We start from the raw sequence: 17794 nt of genomic DNA, 5'->3' as shown, positions 1-17794 counted from the left end.
GCGTGAGAGCAGAGGATTACGAAACGGCTGAAACTCTGTTTAGGGGTGGCGGCGAGATGGGTGCGTTGCTCCGATCGCTCGATTGGTCCCAAACGCCTTTAGGGACAGTTGAAGCTTGGTCAGACAACCTGAAGACAGCCGTGCAAATCCTACTGACCGAACTCGATCGAGCAAAGCCGACCGAAACAACGACGCGAGAGGCTGACCCGCAACCGGATAGCTCTGCCCTAGTCACTGTACACCTAGCGGCCCAACTCAATGCCTTCTGCATCAAACTGACAGATGCGCTTCGTCCATTGACAGATGCAACAGAGATCCTGGAAGTCGCTGCTCGCATTTTAGGGGAAGCTTTAGAAGCCACTCGTGTCATTTATACCGAAGTCGTGTCCGGTGAGCAAGAGGTTATTGTTCATTGCAACTACACCAATGGGGTTGCTCCATTGAGTGGGCGATACCGTTTGGAAAACTATCGCCGCAATTTGACTGCTGACCACCAATCTGGGCGCACTCAGGTTGTCACTGACATTCCGAATAATCCTGGTTATACGGATGCTGAGAAGGCGAAATATGACGCGATCGATATTGCTGCCCATATCGATGTGCCGCTGATCAAAAACAATCAATTCGTTGCCCTGCTTGCCGTTCATCAGTCCACACCGCGTCAGTGGACAGAACTTGAGGTTAAACAAGTTGAAGAAACCGCAGAACGGACGTGGGCAGCCGTCGAACGTGCTCGCGCTGAAGCCGCCCTGCGCGACTCCGAAGCAAAGTACCGGATGCTGTTTGAGTCGATCGACGAAGGCTACTTTATTGCCGATGTCATTTTCGATCCAGACAATCGCCCGATCGATGTTTTCTATCTTGAAGCGAATCCAGCCGTTAAGCGCATTACCGGACTCGACCTGGCTGGACGATCGCTGCGGGAGATTGACCCAAACTACGAATCTGCCTGGTGGGAAGCCTATGGTCGGGTGGCTCAAACCGGGATTGCTGAACGACAAGAGCTATACACCGAGCCGCTCGATTCCTGGTTTAGCTTCTACACCTTCAAAATTGGCGATGCAGACAGCCGCCGGGTCGGTTGTGTTTTCCAAAACATCACTCAGCGCAAACGCACCGAACAAGCTCTGCGGGATAGTGAGCAGCGATATCGCACGCTGTTTGATTCGATCGACGAGGGGTTTTGCGTGTGCGACCTGCTGGTGGACGAAACGGGTAAACCTTACGACCATCGAGTTCTTGAAGTCAACCCCGCCTTTGAAATCCTGACCGGATTACAGCAAGTCACCGGTAAAGCCGTGAGCGAACTCATTCCCACGCTCGAACCTTTCTGGCTTGAAACCTATGCCCGCGTCGTCAGAACGGGTGAATCGACTCGATTTGAAAGCTACTTGCAGGCGTTGAATTGCTGGTTTGACGTTTATGTGACACCGATCAATGCTCCCCAGGGTCAACAGTTTGCCGTCTTATTTAGGGATATTACCGATCGGACACGGGCAACCCTAAACGCTGAATTCCTGGCAACCGTTCGCGATGGATTGGCTGAAATTACAGAAGTGGGCGATATTGTGCAAATGGTGGGCGATCGCCTGCATCGCTATCTCAACATTTCAAGCTGCGCTTTTGTTGAAATTAATGAGCGGGCTGACGAAGCTGTCATCCACCATCACTGGCATCAAACCGACATACCAAGCTTGGTTGGTGTGTATGCCCTGCCCCAATTTGTCGCCGAGGAATTTCTGCATATGGCCCAAGCCGGACAACCGATTGTGGTGCGAAATGTGGCTACCGACTCCCGCATTGTTGATTCAGGGAAATATGCTGCCCTGAGCATTGGGGCAGAACTGAACATTCCGCTCATTCGGGACGGCGAATGGGAGTTTTCGCTCACGGTTTTTCATCCGGTTCCGTATGATTGGCGCGATGACGAGATCGCCTTGATGCAAGAATTGGCAAGCCGCATCTGGACAAAGCTGGAACGCGCCAGGACAGAGGCAGCCTTACGCAAAAGTGAACAGCGGTTTCGATTGATGGCAGATGCTGTGCCGCAGATCGTCTGGATCACCGATACAGAGGGGCGGGTTGAGTTCTTCAACAGGCAATGGAGCGACTACACCGGCGTTCCTTATGAACCGACAACTGCCGCAGAAGTCGCTGCTAATTTCGTTCATCCAGACGATGGCGATCGCACAATCGCAGCATTCAACGAAGCGCGACGGACAGGGGGCGTTTTCTCGGTCGAACACCGGATTCGCTCCGCGGCAGGAACCTATCGCTGGTTTCTGGTTCGCGCTGAACCCTACCGGGATTCGCAAACGGGAGAGATTATTCGCTGGTTTGGCGCATCCATCGATATCCACGATCGCAAACAAGTCGAAGACGCACTGCGCCAGAGTGAAGCCCGCTTTCGCCGCATTTTTGAGTGCGAAATGGTGCCAATGGGTATTTATACTCCAGCCGGTGACATTGTTGAAGCCAATAATGCCCTACTGAATCTCATCGGCTATACGCGGCAGGAGTTAGAAGCGGGGCAAATTAACTGGCAAGCCCTGACTCCACCGGAATACCAAGCACTGGATGGAATTGCGGTCAATGAGGTCGTAACCAAGGGCGTGAGTACCCCTTATGAGAAAGTCTACCTTCACAAAAACGGCAGAAAAATTCCGATTCTCATCGGTGCTGCATTGCTGCTTGAGGATGGCAGCAGTGGTGTTTTCTTTGCCATTGACCTGAGCGAACGCAAACGAGCCGAAGCAGAACTCCGTGACAGTGAGACCCGTTATCGGCTCTTGGCAGAAGCGATTCCGCAGTTTGTTTGGATTACTGATGCAGCAGGACACAATGAATACGTCAACCAGCGCTTTTGCGACTACACGGGCTTAACCGCTGAGCAAATGCACAGCTTAAACTGGCTATCCATTATTCATCCCGATGACTTGGAGAGGACCCACGATCGTTGGCTGGCAGCCGTGGACAGTGGTCAATTCTACGAAATTGAGTATCGCTTTCGTCGCCATGATGGGAGTTACCGCTGGTTCTTAGGGCAGGGGATTCCGCTCAAAGATGAGCAAGGTCGCATTCGTCAATGGTTTGGCACTTGTACCAATATTGAACCCCAGAAGCAGATTGAGCAAGCCCGTTTGCGGCTCCTTGAACAGGAACAAGCTGCCCGGGAGCAAGCCGAGAACGCCAATCGCATCAAAGATGAATTTCTCGCTGTGCTGTCTCACGAACTGCGATCGCCCCTCAATCCTATTCTGGGTTGGTCAAGGCTACTCCGCAACGGCAAGCTCGATTCCACCAGAACCGCTCATGCCCTGGAAACCATTGAGCGCAATGCCCAGCTACAAGTACAGTTAATCGATGATTTGCTGGACATCTCTCGGATTTTGCGCGGCAAATTAGTTTTGACCGTAGCACCCGTTGATTTAAGCTTCGTCATCTCTGCCGCATTAGAAACCGTTCGGCTCGCTGCTGAAGCAAAGTCACTGCAAATTCATACGTTCATTTCACCTATCATTGGCACTGTAAATGGCGATGCTGGACGGTTGCAGCAGGTTGTCTGGAACCTGCTGTCTAACGCAGTCAAGTTCACGCCAATTGGAGGGCACATCACCATTGACTTGTCCTCAGTGGGTACAAATGCACAGATTCAGATTAAAGATACTGGAAAAGGCATTAAACCAGACTTTTTGCCCTACATCTTCGAGCATTTCCGCCAAGAGGATGGAGCCACCACGCGCAAGTTTGGAGGCTTGGGGCTGGGGTTGGCAATCGCTCGTCAAATCGTGGAGCTGCACGGCGGTCAAATCAGCGTAGACAGTCCAGGAGAAGGACAAGGGGCAACCTTTACCGTTCAAATTCCCCTCGCACCGCAATCAAATGAATTACCTTCTCCTAAATCTGCCGCAGTTGCAGTTGAGGGAGGCTTGCAGGGTATCCGTATCCTGGTTGTGGATGATGAATTAGATTCACGCGAGTTTGTGGCATTTGTGCTAGAGCAGGCAGGGGCGATCGTGACAACAGCCGCATCGGGTCATGAGGCATTACAAACACTGACCCTGACCAAGCCAGATATTTTGCTCAGTGATGTGGGAATGCCAGAGATGGATGGCTATACGTTGCTTCAGCAAATCAGAGCTTGGGAAGCAAAGCAAGGAGAAACGGAAACGCCCATCCGAGCAATCGCCCTCACAGCTTATGCAGGTGAAGTCAATCAGCAACAGGCATTGGCAGCCGGGTTTCAATCCCATCTCTCTAAACCCGTCTCACCAGAGATATTGATTGATGCAGTTAATCGTTGCAATTAGTGAACCCAAATCACTCAGGGGTTGCAGTTTTGTTCAGGCAAAAACATTGCTGTAAACAGAGACGTGCCACGCAGGGTAACCATCCAGAACTACAAAGCCCTGAAGTTGCTGGAACTGCGAGACGCGATCAGCTCGGCCTTGGGCGCTAGCTAAACCACTAAAGGTCGGAGAAAGTTGAACCTCAGTTTTCTCCGAGTTTCAATCAAGATCGCAGCACAATATAGAGCTAGTGTCCATAACGTACAACATGAAAGGCTTTCAGCGTTTCGTGGCACTAAATTACACGTATCCTGATTACACGCACTAGTGTTCTTCTCTTGCCATCAATAGGTGTGGACTGAATTTGGATTAAATTACCGTTGAGTTATGCTCTGAAATCCTTGATTTCTCGTTGAGCTGATAGTCAAGAACTACGTAAAATCGGTTAAATAGTTGCTAGGTCCGGCAAATAATCAATTCCCAGGCACTTCTTGAAAGTCTTGTGTATTCAAGGTTCTAGCCTTAGCGTTGTTTATTGTTCCAATGCTATCTAAACCCGATGTACTGCTGCTATATCAGAACTGGTGAAAACTGCTGCATTTTGAGACATAGATTTATTGACGGGTTTATTTACAGTACCAATGGTGGAACAAGGGCAGCCGCCCTTGATAGGGGCAACTGTAAAATAGGGGACCGTTTCTGAGACACTACCAACTGTCACACCGTAGATCGCTACTTTGCCAAAAACAGATACTGCACCTTCAAAAAAATTTTCTTCGTGGCTGTTGAGAACCTTGCAGCATCCTGATCAGTTGCGATCAATCAACTGCACTAGAGGTTATCTGAGATGACCTGTATAGTTTGAAATATCTCATCCAGCATTCATGACCCGTCTTCCCAACTTATGTCTTTATCCTTTGATGCTGCCCCTACCGAAGCACGGGTCGAACAATGTTGGCGGCTCTCCGCCAGTTTTGGAATGGAGCGCAATGCTTACCATAATTATCTCAATGAAATTGTCCGAGATCGCTACACGCTCATCAAAGGGCTGCAAATCTTGCGGGATGAACTTCAACTGGCTGTCTCTAGTCCTACAAACATAAACACCTGCGGCGCTGACATGACCTTACCCAGCGTTGTGACCACCCTGGCTTATACCAACTGTGGCGATCGCATCCATCAAGGCGAGGCGACCAAACGCTATCGTGATGTCGTCGCCTCTCGATTTGCGACGCTCTCTGAAATTGGAGAACTCAAGTTAGAAGCTTTTTTCCCAGCAGGTGGAGGCACTGACAACGGGGCGACCTTAGCCCATGTCACCGTGGCGCATGAGTTAGACGAATCCTTAAAACGACAAGTGTATGCAGGCAATCCTCAATCGCTTTCGCTTGTGGCGATCGATCTGAAGACTCATGTGGGGCGATTACGCCAGGATGGGCAACAGATTTACGGCAAAACCCGTGAATCTCCTTGGCGAGAGCCGCGTGCGGCCTGTGGCGCGATTGTGGGAACCTTAACTCATTACCATCCCGACAATTTAATTCATCGCCGCATTCGCAGTGACTTGGGAGAACTCAATTTTCAATTCTTATCCAACAACTCGATCGTAACGGATGATGGTGTAGACATCACTATGGCCGTTGCCGCTAACATTGTTGCGATTAGCGGCATTCGCAACACGGCCATCGCCTTAGCTCAAGAAATGGATGAGCGAGGGTTAGCTCACTTGACCGCAAGTACCACTGTGAATCGTCCTTCCCGAGATGACCTGGTAATTTACCTCGCTCGCGCTACTGTCTTCAACGGTAAAATCCGAATTCAAAGTCTAGGGACTGAGACCAAGCTGTATGGTGGAAGGTTAGTGGAATATGCAGGGGAGCAGCGGTTACAGCTTCGTTATAGTGACTGGGACTGCAATGATTTGCCCATCGAAGAAATTCCTTATAAAGTTCGATTATCAGGATTATAAAGAGGCGAGAGCTAGCGCCCTTCAAAAGGTGCAAGCAGTCTAGAGATACTGTATCAAAACTCGTCGAACTGAGGATTTTGAGACATCGAGAGCCAGTAGAAATCCTGATAGTTCTGGTTTTCAAGCCGCAAGCCGTTCTCCAGCAATTTGTCAAATAAAAGGTCATTTAATTTACACTTTCCCACTCGTTCTTTGATGGGAAGCGAATGGCAATAGCAAAACGCAGCCGGTTGTGATTCCGACTGCGCTGATTTGAAGAGGATGAATTCTTAGGCTGGATAGATTCTGAGTCTGCGATCGGGCTCGTCACCGACACTATGAGAGTTTAAGCGATAGCGTTCCACTAGTTCATGCTGCAACTTCCGCAGCCAGCTGGAACGGGGCAGGAGTTCCACCGGCTGCTGCTGAGGAATGACCACTTGTTCCACCGCTAAGCGGGCTTCCTCCAGCGCCGTCAACTCCTCATCTCTACCACTGACTTCATTAACATTCATCTGCCAATCTCCGCTGTCATCCCGCTGATCCATTCCTAAAATCTGACGCAAGGTACGCGTCATGTGTGGGATGGTATTCGCTTTGATGACATACAGGGGAATCCTCTGGTTCTTTGCCAATCGCTGCAAGTTGTCGTGCTTGCGAGCATGGGAACGGAGAGCAACGATCGCATCGGCATCGCTGACGTGCTTCACCAGGGTGAGCGGCAGATGAAGTGCATCAATCACCTGTTCGAGCTGATAGGTGCTGATGGCATACGGATAAACACGCATCTTGGGATCATCTTGCCCCTGTGCCAACTCATCATCCTGATCCAGGTAGTCGAATGCGTTCCACCCTGCATCGATCGCCGTCTTAGTCAGTGGAGCATCCCACTGCCGCTTGGGCTGTGCCTTGGGGAAGGGAAGCACCTGTGCGGGTCGATGAGGTCTGATTAGAGTCGTCCCCGAAGCAGATGTAGTCTCCTTGGTAATCACAACCTGTCCCTGCTCATTTAGCATTCGCTGTTGAGGCTGGGGTTGCCGTCCCCGGAGGAGGGTATCAACAGTTTCTGCCACGTTTTCATGCACGATCCAGCGTTGCCGCTCCAGCATTTCAACCGCAATCTGAAAGGTGGGGGGTGCTTTGCGTTCCAGCACGCTCTTCTGAGAGCCGCGACGCCGCGCTTCTTCATCGCCCAACGTGACTGACTCAATGCCACCGACTAAGTCAGAGAGGGTGGGGTTCTTGATCAGATTCTCAATTGCATTGCCGTGAGCCGTTCCCACTAACTGCACACCACGTTCCGCGATCGTTCTGGCGGCGAGTGCTTCAAGTTCCGTGCCGATTTCGTCAATCACAATCACTTCGGGCATATGGTTTTCCACCGCCTCGATCATGACCTGATGCTGTAATTCAGGACGGGCAACCTGCATTCTTCGGGCACGCCCGATCGCCGGATGAGGAATATCGCCATCGCCCGCAATCTCGTTCGAGGAGTCAATAATTACGACCCGCTTGTTCAGGTCATCTGCTAAGACACGAGCAATTTCTCGGAGTGCCGTGGTTTTGCCCACACCCGGGCGACCGAGCATCAGGATAGACTGTCCCGTTTCCACCAGATCACGGATGAGGGCGATCGTCCCATGGATGGCGCGACCCACCCGGCAAGTGAGACCAATAATTTCGCCCTGGCGATTGCGAATGGCACTAATCCGGTGCAGCGTTTGCTCAATGCCCGCACGGTTATCGCCTCCAAATTGACCGAGGCGACTCACACAGTGCTGCAGCTGCTGGCGAGTCACAGGCTGCTGGGATAAATACTCCGCCCCACCCGGAAAGCGAGCTTCGGGGCGTCGCCCAAAGTCCAACACAACTTCCACCAAGACATCGTGATGGAAATGGTGTTCTAATCGCTGCTGAATCTCTTGGGGCAGGATATCGAGCAGCTGCTGGAGATCGTTGTGGTTTTGCATCAAGAGGGATGGCATGAAGAATGCCAGTGAGAAGACTAAAGCCTAAAAAGAGGAGAGATCGCTCGGTTTTATCATCGAGTGAAGAAAACAGAGCCAGATTAAACCGAGTAATTGAGTTTGAAATACTGTTAATTCTTATTCCACAGCGGGAATTATTTGAATCAATCTTAATGTAACAAAACCATTCAGAAGATAGAGTCTAATAAACCGTTCTAATCTTGTGCGGATTCTACCTCAAGTAATTTGTGGAAAAGACAATCTAATCTAGCTATTTAGCGGGAGCAGTACCCCATTAGCTGAGTTCGTGTGGCTTCTATCAGAGGTATCCCGATCGGAAGAAAAATACTTTAATTTAATTAAATAAAAGTCAGTTTTATCAGCCTCAAGGAAATCAAAAGCCACTTGGTTTGTCATTCTTTAGATGAACTAGGCAGCAGCGAAGATCGGACTAAAGTGAGTGCTCAGCTTAGGAGGGAATTGAGTAGGATTAACGCATTCAGGATGTATCAGTCAGCGAGGTTAATCCAATGTCTAACAAGATTCCTTACCAAACAGGTGCTAAATCTCCTCACGCCAAATCTGCGCTTGTGCCAAAACCTATCGTTGCAAGCAAGCCTCAAGGTATCCAAGGGGTGAAGTAAACCAGACTGAGTAAATTGAACTCTCAAACGGTTAATTAGAACCAGGAGATCGCTTCATGTTTAGTGTCCTTGCCTTGGGGTTCTGGCTTTTATTACTCACTTTGATGCCTTCACTGCCAAAGCGTTACCCAACTCCCTAATGCTCTGCGCTCAATTCTTCTTAATTGTCTTCTTGATCGAGAAGAATGAATCTGATCAGTTTGAGGACAAGAATGATTTGTAATTGGATTGATGTTTTGATTGGCTGATAATACTGTAATTAAATGACCTGGAGTAAATCGATGCCACAAGAAACAGAAGATGAATCGCTTGGAGTTGACCAGCTACCCCAAGACGAATTAGAAGCAACCCCTGCTGAGCACAGTGGACAACCGTCGGCAGAAGCGGACAACAAAGGCGTTGAAGCCGGGAGCGAAGATGCTACCTCGTCCGAGCGTGACAAATAGTTCTAGCACTGGGAAGTGTCAGACGAATTCTGGAATTCGTGGTGCCATTGGTATTATCGTTGCGATCGATTGATCGACCGCTCGGGTCATACAGCTCAGGGTAAGTCTCAAACTCACGACTGGTCAGCGCGATCATAGTGGTTTGATTGGCTTCGCCCCAAAACTCGTGAGCCTGATATCTATTTGGACGAAGACATCCATTCTCTGCAACGTTCACACCTTAAGAAGTTAAAGGGCGAGTTTGAGCGAGAGAAAACGAACTGAATGGAAACTTGAATCAGCCCAATAATTGAGGCTAAAGCAAAACCTCCCCTGGTTGCACAGAGGAGACTTTCACTGTAAATATTGTCCTGGTATTAGAGCTGATTTATAAAGAGAATCTGAAAACTGTTTAACTGAGCTGAAGAAGATTTTAGGCTAGAACCCGTTGCATGATTGACTCGCCGATGACTCGTCTGCCTGAGATTGCAAACCCTAGCCGCAAACCCTATCCCAGCGATTTGAGTGATGCGGAGTGGGAAATCTTGAAGCAAGTATTGCCTAAACCTAAAGGCTTTGGACATCCTGTGGAAGTTAATTTCAGGGAGATTCTTAACGGCATCTTCTATGTCCAGCGCACGGGGTGCCAATGGGAAATGATGCCTCACGACTTGCCACCCTACAGCACGGTATACCATTACTTTCAGAAATGGCAACGCAAAGGAATTTGGCAACAAATGCATGACCAGATCCGAGAGAAACTGCGGACACAATTGGGCAGAGATGAACAATCAAGCGTTGCCATTGCCGATTCTCAATCGGTGAAGACAACGGAAAAAAGGGGGAGGTCTACGGGTTCGATGGTGGCAAAAAGGTTAAGGGACGTAAGCGCCACATCGTTGTCGATGCACAAGGGTTGTTGATTGGAGTCCTCGTGAGTGAAGCTAATGCTTCAGAGCGGTTAGGGGCAATCGTTGTTCTGGATGCAGCAAAGGAGAAGTTATCTAAATTAGAGGTTGTTTGGGTAGACCAAGGATATTCGGGTAAGACGTTTGCCCACACTGTGAAACAAGTGTGTGGAGAACAGGTTCGGGTAGAGGTAATTGAACGCACTGCAAGCACATTCGAGCAACTTCCAAAGCGGTGGATTGTGGAGCGTACATTTGGCTGGCTTAATCGTTTCCGACGCTTGAGCAAGGATTATGAACTATTCGTGATGCGCAATGTCGGTAATATCATTCCGTCGTATGGTGCCGCCAGTAGTGCTGAAGCCGCCGGCGTAGAGTATGCGGTAGCTGGAGTCGGTGTGCGGGACATCATTGTTTGTGGTCATTCCCACTGTGGGGCAATGAAGGGGTTGCTGCAAATCGGCAATTTGAGCGAGCAGATGCCGCTGGTCTACGACTGGTTGAAGCGACATGGAGAAGCGACGCGGCGATTAGTGTTGGATAATTATGCGAACCTGCAGCCCGAGCGATTGCTCAAGATCGCGATCGAGCAGAATGTGTTGACGCAGATCGAGAATTTAGAAACGTATCCTGTCATTCGGTCCAAATTGCATAGTAGGCAGCTGAGTTTGCATGCTTGGATGTACGAAATAGAAACAGGTAAGGTATTCGCTTATGATGCCGGATTACGACAGTTTACGCTGCTAAGGCAGCGCTCCTTTCCGGTACCCGACCCCTTGATTACAACTATTTCAGAGTAATCAGAGAAGCCATGTCGTTTCATTGGAATGGTCATTCAGCTGGTGGAAATGTGTTTGTTAACGCTCTTAAGGTTGAACCGTTACCAACTGGAGTCTCATACTTGCAGACCTTCCCTTTTTGGTCCACCCTAGGCTGACCGAGCTTTGCCTGCCAGCAGGAATCGTCTTCATTCAGCAGCAGTGCTGCGACCGTTGCGATCGGTTTATTGTCCCAGTTCGCTAGTCGTTCACCAAAGGAAGTTTACCTAGTTGGGACATTATATAGAGTCAGCTTTTGGCTGTCTTCAATGTATTTGACGTAGGCAGAATCCGGGTTTCTAATTCATCAGAGACGCCTTATATTGAGTCTGTCTCTAACGTAGGGGAAGCCTTTATAGAACCTCTGCAATGAAAGTACAACGCATCCGCCTCCCTGATCAGACTCAAAGCGGTTGTGTCGCAAAAACTGGTCAATGGTAAGGTAGGACAAGCCTAACTCCCCTGACTCGCTCTCCAATGTCTACGTCCTCTCTGTTCAAATGGCGGCACTTCTTGCCTAAAATCATTCTGCTGAACGTGCGGTGGTACTGTCGCTACTCCCTGAGCTACCGAGATTTGGAGGAGATGATGCAGGAGCGAGGCATGGAAGTGGATCACTCGACGATCAATCGTTGGGTGTTGAAGTATGCGCCAGAGCTAGACAAACGGATTCGACGACACCTGAAACCGACGAATGACTCATGGAGGGTGGACGAAACTTATATCAAAGTCAAGGGCGTATGGAAGTATTTGTACCGAGCGGTTGACTCAGAGGGCAATACGCTGGACTTTCTACTGAGCGCAAAGCGAGATAGCAAGGCAGCGGCACGATTCTTTCGCAAAGTCCTGAAAGGTCAGCACACTCATGCTCCACGGGTCATTACCGTTGATAAAAATGCGGCTTATCCCGTCGCGATCGAGACGTTGAAAGAGGATGAGGTAATTGATCAGGAGACCGAATTACGGCAGAGCAAGTATTTAAATAATGTGGTTGAGCAAGACCATCGGCACATCAAGCGCATTGTAAAGCCGATGATGGGATTCAAGTCGTTCAACACGGCAAGAAGAACGTTGAGCGGGATTGAAGCGATGAATATGATTCGCAAAGGACAAGTCGAAGGAGTCAAACCAGGGGACAGTGTGTCTCAAGTGAAATTTATCAAAGCGATTTTTGGAATTGCTGCTTAAGGAAATGCTAACGATACCGATCGGTTGTCCTTAAACAGTTCTTGCGACACAACCACATCCGGCAGGTCGAATGTTTGGAGAATCGCTGGCGACAGGTTTAGTGATTCATCTGTTGAAGCAGTATTCCATCTGGCAACCTCGATCGCGTTCTGATGATACAGGTCGTTTGTCGGAACATCAGCTACAAAAAGTGTTCAAGTATGTTCAAGACCATCTTGAACAGGATATTGCTTTATCTGATATGGCAAGTGTTTTGAATTTGAGCCAATATCACTTCTGTCGTTTGTTCAAACAATCAACTGGATTAGCTCCTCACCAGTATTTAACTCAGTGTCGAATCGATCGCGCCAAGCATCTATTGCAATTCACTCAACTTACGATTACTGAAATCACATTTGCAGTAGGTTTGAACAATCATAGTTCTTTCACTCGGTTGTTTCGTCGATATGTTGGGACGACTCCGAAAGAATTCAGAGCGTCATTGTAGAAACTCAGCAAGATTTGCATAGGTTGAGCAAATAAGGTCAAGCTTTAAGGAAGGGGCGGTCGCTACACTTTGCATATTCCATCACGAAAAGCGGTTAGCGTCCTGACAGGAGTATCTATGACAACAATTGGATCAAGTGGAAAGCGATCGCAGCCTGATACAATCCAACAGAAGCAACAACGGTTCAATCTGAGTCTTCAGCAAAAGAATTGGGTTCTAGCTCTCCATATTGGCTTTGCAGCATTGTGGACTGGAACTGTTTTTAGTATGTTTCTGATTGCACTCAGAAATCACAGGACAGCCAATGCTGACATTCTATTCGCCCTCAATTCGGTGATCAACTTATTGGATGATTTTATTGTGATTCCTGCGGCGATCGGTTCTGTCGTGACAGCAACCCTCCTTTGCTGGCAAACAAACTACGGCTTCTTAAAATTCTATTGGGTGATTACCAAGTGGATTTTGACGACTGGATTAATCATTTTTGGAACGTTCTGGCTGTTTCCTTGGGGCAACACGGCTGAGGCGATCGCTCAATCAGAAGGTTTAGGTGCCTTCAATAATTCCATTTACAGGTTTGATGCGAAAGGAGTGTTAATTGGATCAGTGATTCAGGTTTCTTTTCTCTTTGTGATTATTGTCATTTCTACGCTGAAACCCTGGGGAAGAAAACCAAGCAAGGTTAAAAGCTAAGTCCTTTCGATATTCAATTAAAAGTTTCTAAAGACTTTTGGAGTGCTGCCGGTATTGTCAACTTAACGGAATAAATTCAAAAATTGGCATGATAGTCTCTCAGTAGCTACGATCGCTTAGATTAGGCAGTAGGTTTCAACCCAACAATCTCTTGCCAATCTTGAATGCGTTGGCGCATCTGTTCACGATAGCGCTGAGCAGTCAGTTGGTGTTGTTTTGGGTGAAAGTGGTCTCGAATCGGTCCAAACGCAGAGAGAAAGCGTTGCGCCTGCCCCGGTGACTTAAACTTTTGCATTCGTCGTTCTCGCGCTCGTGTCGGTTGATGCAAGTTCTCGGCTCGATTGTTCAATCCCTTATGCTGTCGATGCTCCACTCCCAGCATCACTCGTTTCTTTGCCGCTTCGTAACTCTTCAGCTTGTCGGTGACAATCACCCGTGGCACAAAGCCCTGCTTCTTTAACAGTTTGCGGAAAAAGCGCTCTGCTGCCTTGGTGTCTCAATGTCGTTGTAGCAAGACATCCAGCACGTTTCCTTCACTGTCTACGGCTCGCCATAGATAATATTGCTGCTTCTTGATGGTCACCACCATCTCATCGAGATGCCATTTGTCCATGATGTAAGGATGCTTGCGCCGCAACTGGTTAGCGTATTGCTGTCCGAACTTCTGACACCATTCCCGAATCGTTTCGTAAGTCACTTCAATGCCCCGATACAGCATCATCTTCTCGATATCCCGGTAGCTCAAAGGAGAGGTGTAATATAGCCACACACAATGGCTAATAATTTCGCCGACAAACCGATAGCGGGAATACATGAGCAGGAGGTTGCGATCGTAGTTAAACCAGTACGATTATTTTACCTTTGGGTTAAGTTGACAATACCGCTATCGGCAATGCTGCTGATTGAATTGGGGGAAACGGCAGAAGAAGAACGAGGCATAATTTGAAATCAAACGGAATACTCTCAAGATAGTCTACCCAGATTGATTCTGCGTAAATTATTTGACAAGCTAAAAAGAATCATTTTATGAACGATCGAAGACGTTACACCTGGAGTAGATACAAGCGGAAGAGTTTCGCTCATCTGGCTACAAACTCGTTTTCCCAAGCTGAAGAATTTGCTGGGTGGTGAGTTGTAAATCCTCAAAAGTCTGGCAAGGAATGACTTCATCCCCAATAAACTCCTGCTTGTCGTATCCGTACCGTCCCACGGTACGAAGGGTGTGGACGATCGTTTTAACACCTCTTCCGCGCTCACAGTATTTCTCCGGAATTTGCCCTGCATAATCTACAATCCAATATTCCGGCACTTGCAAATGCAGATAAGCGAAAATCCTGTCTCTTAAGTCATCTTTCCAGTTACTTGAGGCAATCTCAATCACCATATGAGGGGTGGTCTTAATCCCTTTTTCCTGCTGCTCTACTTCGCTCTGAGGCAGATTGACGATCGCGAGATCCGGTCTTCTGCCATCGGCAAGATATCGTCCTGGAACTCGAATTGCCGTGTTTCTAACAGTTTCCCACGGTTGCTTCGCAGTTCCCCCAAGGGGTAATCGCCCCAGCTTCACAATCTCGTCACTGAACATGCGGTCAAGGTAACGAGTAATGCTTTGATGCTGGCGCGAAGGTTCGGGCATGGCAAGGGGACAACCATCAATCAATTCGTACAGGGTCTCCGTTCCATCGTTGTAGTCGAGGAACTGATCAAAAGTGAGGGGTGGAATCTGAACTGCTGCGGTCATGCCGTCTCCTTTTGTTTTACCCCGGATTACTGGGATGCCCGATCTTTGATCCTGAATTTTCAGCCCATTCCCCTACATTGTAACGAGAGAATTGCAGCCAAGGAACACAGCAATTTCGCACACTATTGGGAACCAGGCATCTGAATGAGCGGCAGTTGCAGTTGCTCCATGTTCAGCACTCCTGGATTGATCTCTGCCCACGCCCTTGCCTCTGCCACCAAAATTGGATCACCTGATGCAAGATATTGCTGCATCTGATTAATTTGCTGCTTCTGCTGAGCTTCAGAGCGAATGCGCTGTCGCTGCCATTGAGCCGATCGCCTTGCCTGCTGATACGCCTCCTGCTGTGCCTGCACCTGAAATAGAACTTGCTGAATGTAATCCACCCCAACCGAATTTGAAGGAGCAGGAGCATTACCACCAACCGATCGCTCTTGAGAACCGGAACGATCGCTAGAAGGCTTGTCCTGCCTATTATTACCGTCACCATTGGATAATAAGCTTGGAGAACTGAGCCAGTTAGATGCGTTCTCAGCGCAATCTAACTGGTGGTTCTTACTGAAGGGAGGGGGGTACGGGGGGTTTTCCACAGGTAGATGAGAAGTACCTTCCTCCTGAGCAGATTCCAGTCCAAAATAATTGGGATGCCAGAGATCGCGATGACGATAGAGTGACCCCCCCCCAATGCCATATTCAAGTAGTGCCTGAAAACGCGCTGTGGGTCGAGCAGGTAAACTCCCCTTCTCCAGTAAATCCACAATCGCTCGTTTGATCCGATCTCTTGTTGCTACGGACTGCCGTTCGTTCCAGGAAGGCAACTGCTCGATTGCACTTACCAACTCTGGATCTTGAGGTTCTAGTTTGAGCTTAGAAATTTGAGAACCAAAATGAAAGTAGTGGCTATTTTCAATACAGCGTGCCCATTCCTCTGCTCGATGTTCAATTTCATGCTGATGCTGACACCATTCTTCGTATCCAGGCAGCGATCGCGCTACCGCTACAATTTGGTCGATCAGTGCTTGCCCTTCCAGTGGTTTCCCACCGGATAGAACATGATAAAAGATGTAGGAGCGCATGGTAATACGCCCCAGCAGTCGATTTGTTTGTCCTGCTCCAGTCCAGCCCCGTTCAATTTCAGTATTCAGGTCATTAATAAACTTCTCTGCTTTCCCAGAAATTCCATATTGCCGCCGCCTTGCCTGCTTCAGCACTCGCTTAAGTGTGCTGCTATCCAAATCATTTCGCTGCTGGACAAACTGCCATTGCTGAACAAAGGTTTGTGAATTGCTCCAAACAGGTTGCCACTCGGCATTCAAAAGATAAGATCCAGTCTGTAGCGGAAGACGGTGAGCATTAAAGAGGCTGTAGCTCTCGTCAATTGTAAAAGGACGAGGATTTGGAAAAATTTCAAGCTGTCCAGGCTGAAGCTTGAACCCGGCATTTTCTAAAAGGCAAGCTAGAACAATCGCGAGCTGCCAGGAACTCTGAGATTGCTGGAACGGAAAGTAAAGGTGAAGCCCTCCGCTGTAACTGGAGGTGCAGGCTAGATAGCTAACCAGTCCAAGCGGTTCTAAGGCAGCAACAATCCGAGAAACAGCAAGCGGATCTTGGCTGGGATGATAAAGACTGGTCACATCAATATCAACCAGAGCATACTGAGTCTCTGCACCAAATCGCACGCCGTACAAATATGCCCCTTGGCGAATCAGGCGATCGCTCAAGGGATGTCGGCTCTCCGTCTTCCACTGAGGCTTTACACCTGGCTCTGAATGCTCTGCCCAAATATAGTCAAACCGATGTGGAAAGAGCATGAGAAACGCATCATCCCACTCACGAACACTTTCAAAACAAATTCTGGTAGTTGCTTTCATGCTGGCTTCCTACTGTTCCAGCTCATTGCTACTTCTGTTCTCTTGAATTGCCTAGTTACACAACAGAACTAGTCCCATCAGAAAATTTGAAGGGAATGCTGGTTGTTAGCTGACGTTTCTCTGGTTTTAGCTTCCAGTAAACGCTTCCGATCATTAAACAACCTGTTTTTACATCTGCAGTTAAGTCAATTGAAGTTAGAAAAAATAACTCTTAGATTTGGCAACAGTGACGAAAACGATTGAATTATAAGGATTTCTACAATCGCTTTGTTACTAAACTCTAGAGATAAGAATTCAATCGTAATTTTTTTCGTAGCACCATTCTAGAGCGCTGCGAAGTTTCTTAGCCACTTTGTTCTGTAATCCTAGATAACCTGGCAATCTTGTCAATGTATGCAGAAACAGCAGTAACTCAGCGCTGCTCAGCAGGAAGAATATGTTTCTAGATACTAGAAAACCTGTCAACACTTGTCAATTCTCGGAAGCTTAGCACATGTTGCTGGATTCTAGAGCCGACTGTCAATTTGTCAATTGTCCCTGTATTTGAATTTTGTTGCCTGAATCTAGTTGCCTTGTCAATTTTGTCAATACACTATAACTTCTGCCAGAGGTTAAAGTCACTTAGGAGTAGAGTTACCAAGTGCAGTCTTAACATGCCTCTATCGTTGCGGAGCAAGCCCAGAGCAGTTTTCCACGGTTTCTCACCTAACAGGACAAGCCCTAGGGGGTAATGCAGAAGCATTGTTCCTAAATTCTAGAATCAATGTCAATTCTGTCAATTGTAAAATTTCTTAAACTCATTCTGGTATTAGCCA

General features: G+C 48.3%; 11 protein-coding genes and 1 pseudogene. 8 read left to right on the top strand and 4 right to left on the bottom strand.

The window, feature by feature from the left end:
- Window positions 1–2 precede the first annotated feature (2 nt).
- Together H6F80_RS11320 and H6F80_RS11315 are read left to right on the top strand one after the other, a co-directional pair.
- Window positions 3–4310, top strand: coding sequence for a PAS domain S-box protein (locus H6F80_RS11320; protein WP_190791653.1), 4308 nt, complete (start codon window positions 3–5; stop codon window positions 4308–4310).
- 883 nt (window positions 4311–5193) lie between these two features.
- On the top strand, window positions 5194–6258 hold the full coding sequence (locus H6F80_RS11315; RefSeq protein ID WP_190791652.1) for a hypothetical protein: 1065 nt from the start codon (window positions 5194–5196) through the stop codon (window positions 6256–6258).
- A 269-nt stretch (window positions 6259–6527) separates the two neighbouring features.
- On the opposite strand, the gene H6F80_RS11310 is transcribed toward H6F80_RS11315, so the two are convergent.
- Complete coding sequence (locus H6F80_RS11310) at window positions 6528–8222, bottom strand: R3H domain-containing nucleic acid-binding protein (RefSeq protein ID WP_242067295.1); 1695 nt, start codon at window positions 8220–8222, stop codon at window positions 6528–6530.
- A 907-nt stretch (window positions 8223–9129) separates the two neighbouring features.
- On the opposite strand from H6F80_RS11310, the gene H6F80_RS11305 reads away from it, so the two are divergent.
- From H6F80_RS11305 to H6F80_RS11280, 6 genes are all read left to right on the top strand, one after another.
- Window positions 9130–9294, top strand: coding sequence for a hypothetical protein (locus H6F80_RS11305; RefSeq protein WP_190791651.1), 165 nt, complete (start codon window positions 9130–9132; stop codon window positions 9292–9294).
- A gap of 431 nt (window positions 9295–9725) precedes the next feature.
- The gene (locus H6F80_RS31285; protein ID WP_199296511.1) at window positions 9726–10196 is read left to right on the top strand and encodes an IS5 family transposase; all 471 of its coding nucleotides are present in this window, start codon (window positions 9726–9728) and stop codon (window positions 10194–10196) included.
- Window positions 10091–10981, top strand: coding sequence for a carbonic anhydrase (locus H6F80_RS31280; RefSeq protein ID WP_518523559.1), 891 nt, complete (start codon window positions 10091–10093; stop codon window positions 10979–10981). Before H6F80_RS31285 ends, H6F80_RS31280 begins: the two co-directional genes overlap by 106 nt.
- Before the next feature lie 495 nt (window positions 10982–11476).
- The gene (locus H6F80_RS11290) at window positions 11477–12187 is read left to right on the top strand and encodes an IS6 family transposase (protein ID WP_190791650.1); all 711 of its coding nucleotides are present in this window, start codon (window positions 11477–11479) and stop codon (window positions 12185–12187) included.
- Window positions 12188–12257: 70 nt separating this feature from the next.
- Window positions 12258–12674: a helix-turn-helix domain-containing protein gene (locus H6F80_RS11285; RefSeq protein ID WP_190791649.1), complete on the top strand. Its 417-nt coding sequence runs from the start codon at window positions 12258–12260 to the stop codon at window positions 12672–12674.
- Between the two features lie 117 nt (window positions 12675–12791).
- Window positions 12792–13367 carry a hypothetical protein gene (locus H6F80_RS11280; RefSeq protein WP_242067294.1) on the top strand — a complete coding sequence of 192 codons (576 nt, stop codon included), beginning with the start codon at window positions 12792–12794 and terminating at the stop codon, window positions 13365–13367.
- Between the two features lie 121 nt (window positions 13368–13488).
- On the opposite strand, the pseudogene H6F80_RS11275 reads toward H6F80_RS11280, so the two are convergent.
- The 3 genes and pseudogenes from H6F80_RS11275 to H6F80_RS11265 all read right to left on the bottom strand — a co-directional run bounded on the left by H6F80_RS11275 (window position 13489) and on the right by H6F80_RS11265 (window position 16979).
- Window positions 13489–14181 (bottom strand): annotated as a pseudogene (locus H6F80_RS11275) (IS6 family transposase).
- 273 nt (window positions 14182–14454) lie between these two features.
- The gene (locus tag H6F80_RS11270) at window positions 14455–15108 is read right to left on the bottom strand and encodes a Uma2 family endonuclease (RefSeq protein WP_190791648.1); all 654 of its coding nucleotides are present in this window, start codon (window positions 15106–15108) and stop codon (window positions 14455–14457) included.
- 122 nt (window positions 15109–15230) lie between these two features.
- Complete coding sequence (locus H6F80_RS11265; RefSeq protein WP_190791647.1) at window positions 15231–16979, bottom strand: hypothetical protein; 1749 nt, start codon at window positions 16977–16979, stop codon at window positions 15231–15233.
- Between the last annotated feature and the right edge of the window lie 815 nt (window positions 16980–17794).

Source organism: Leptolyngbya sp. FACHB-711 (genome assembly GCF_014695615.1).
Lineage (GTDB): Bacteria > Cyanobacteriota > Cyanobacteriia > Elainellales > Elainellaceae > Leptolyngbya_A.
Note: the sequence above shows the minus strand (reverse complement) of the source record. Positions and strands in the feature narration are given on the sequence as shown.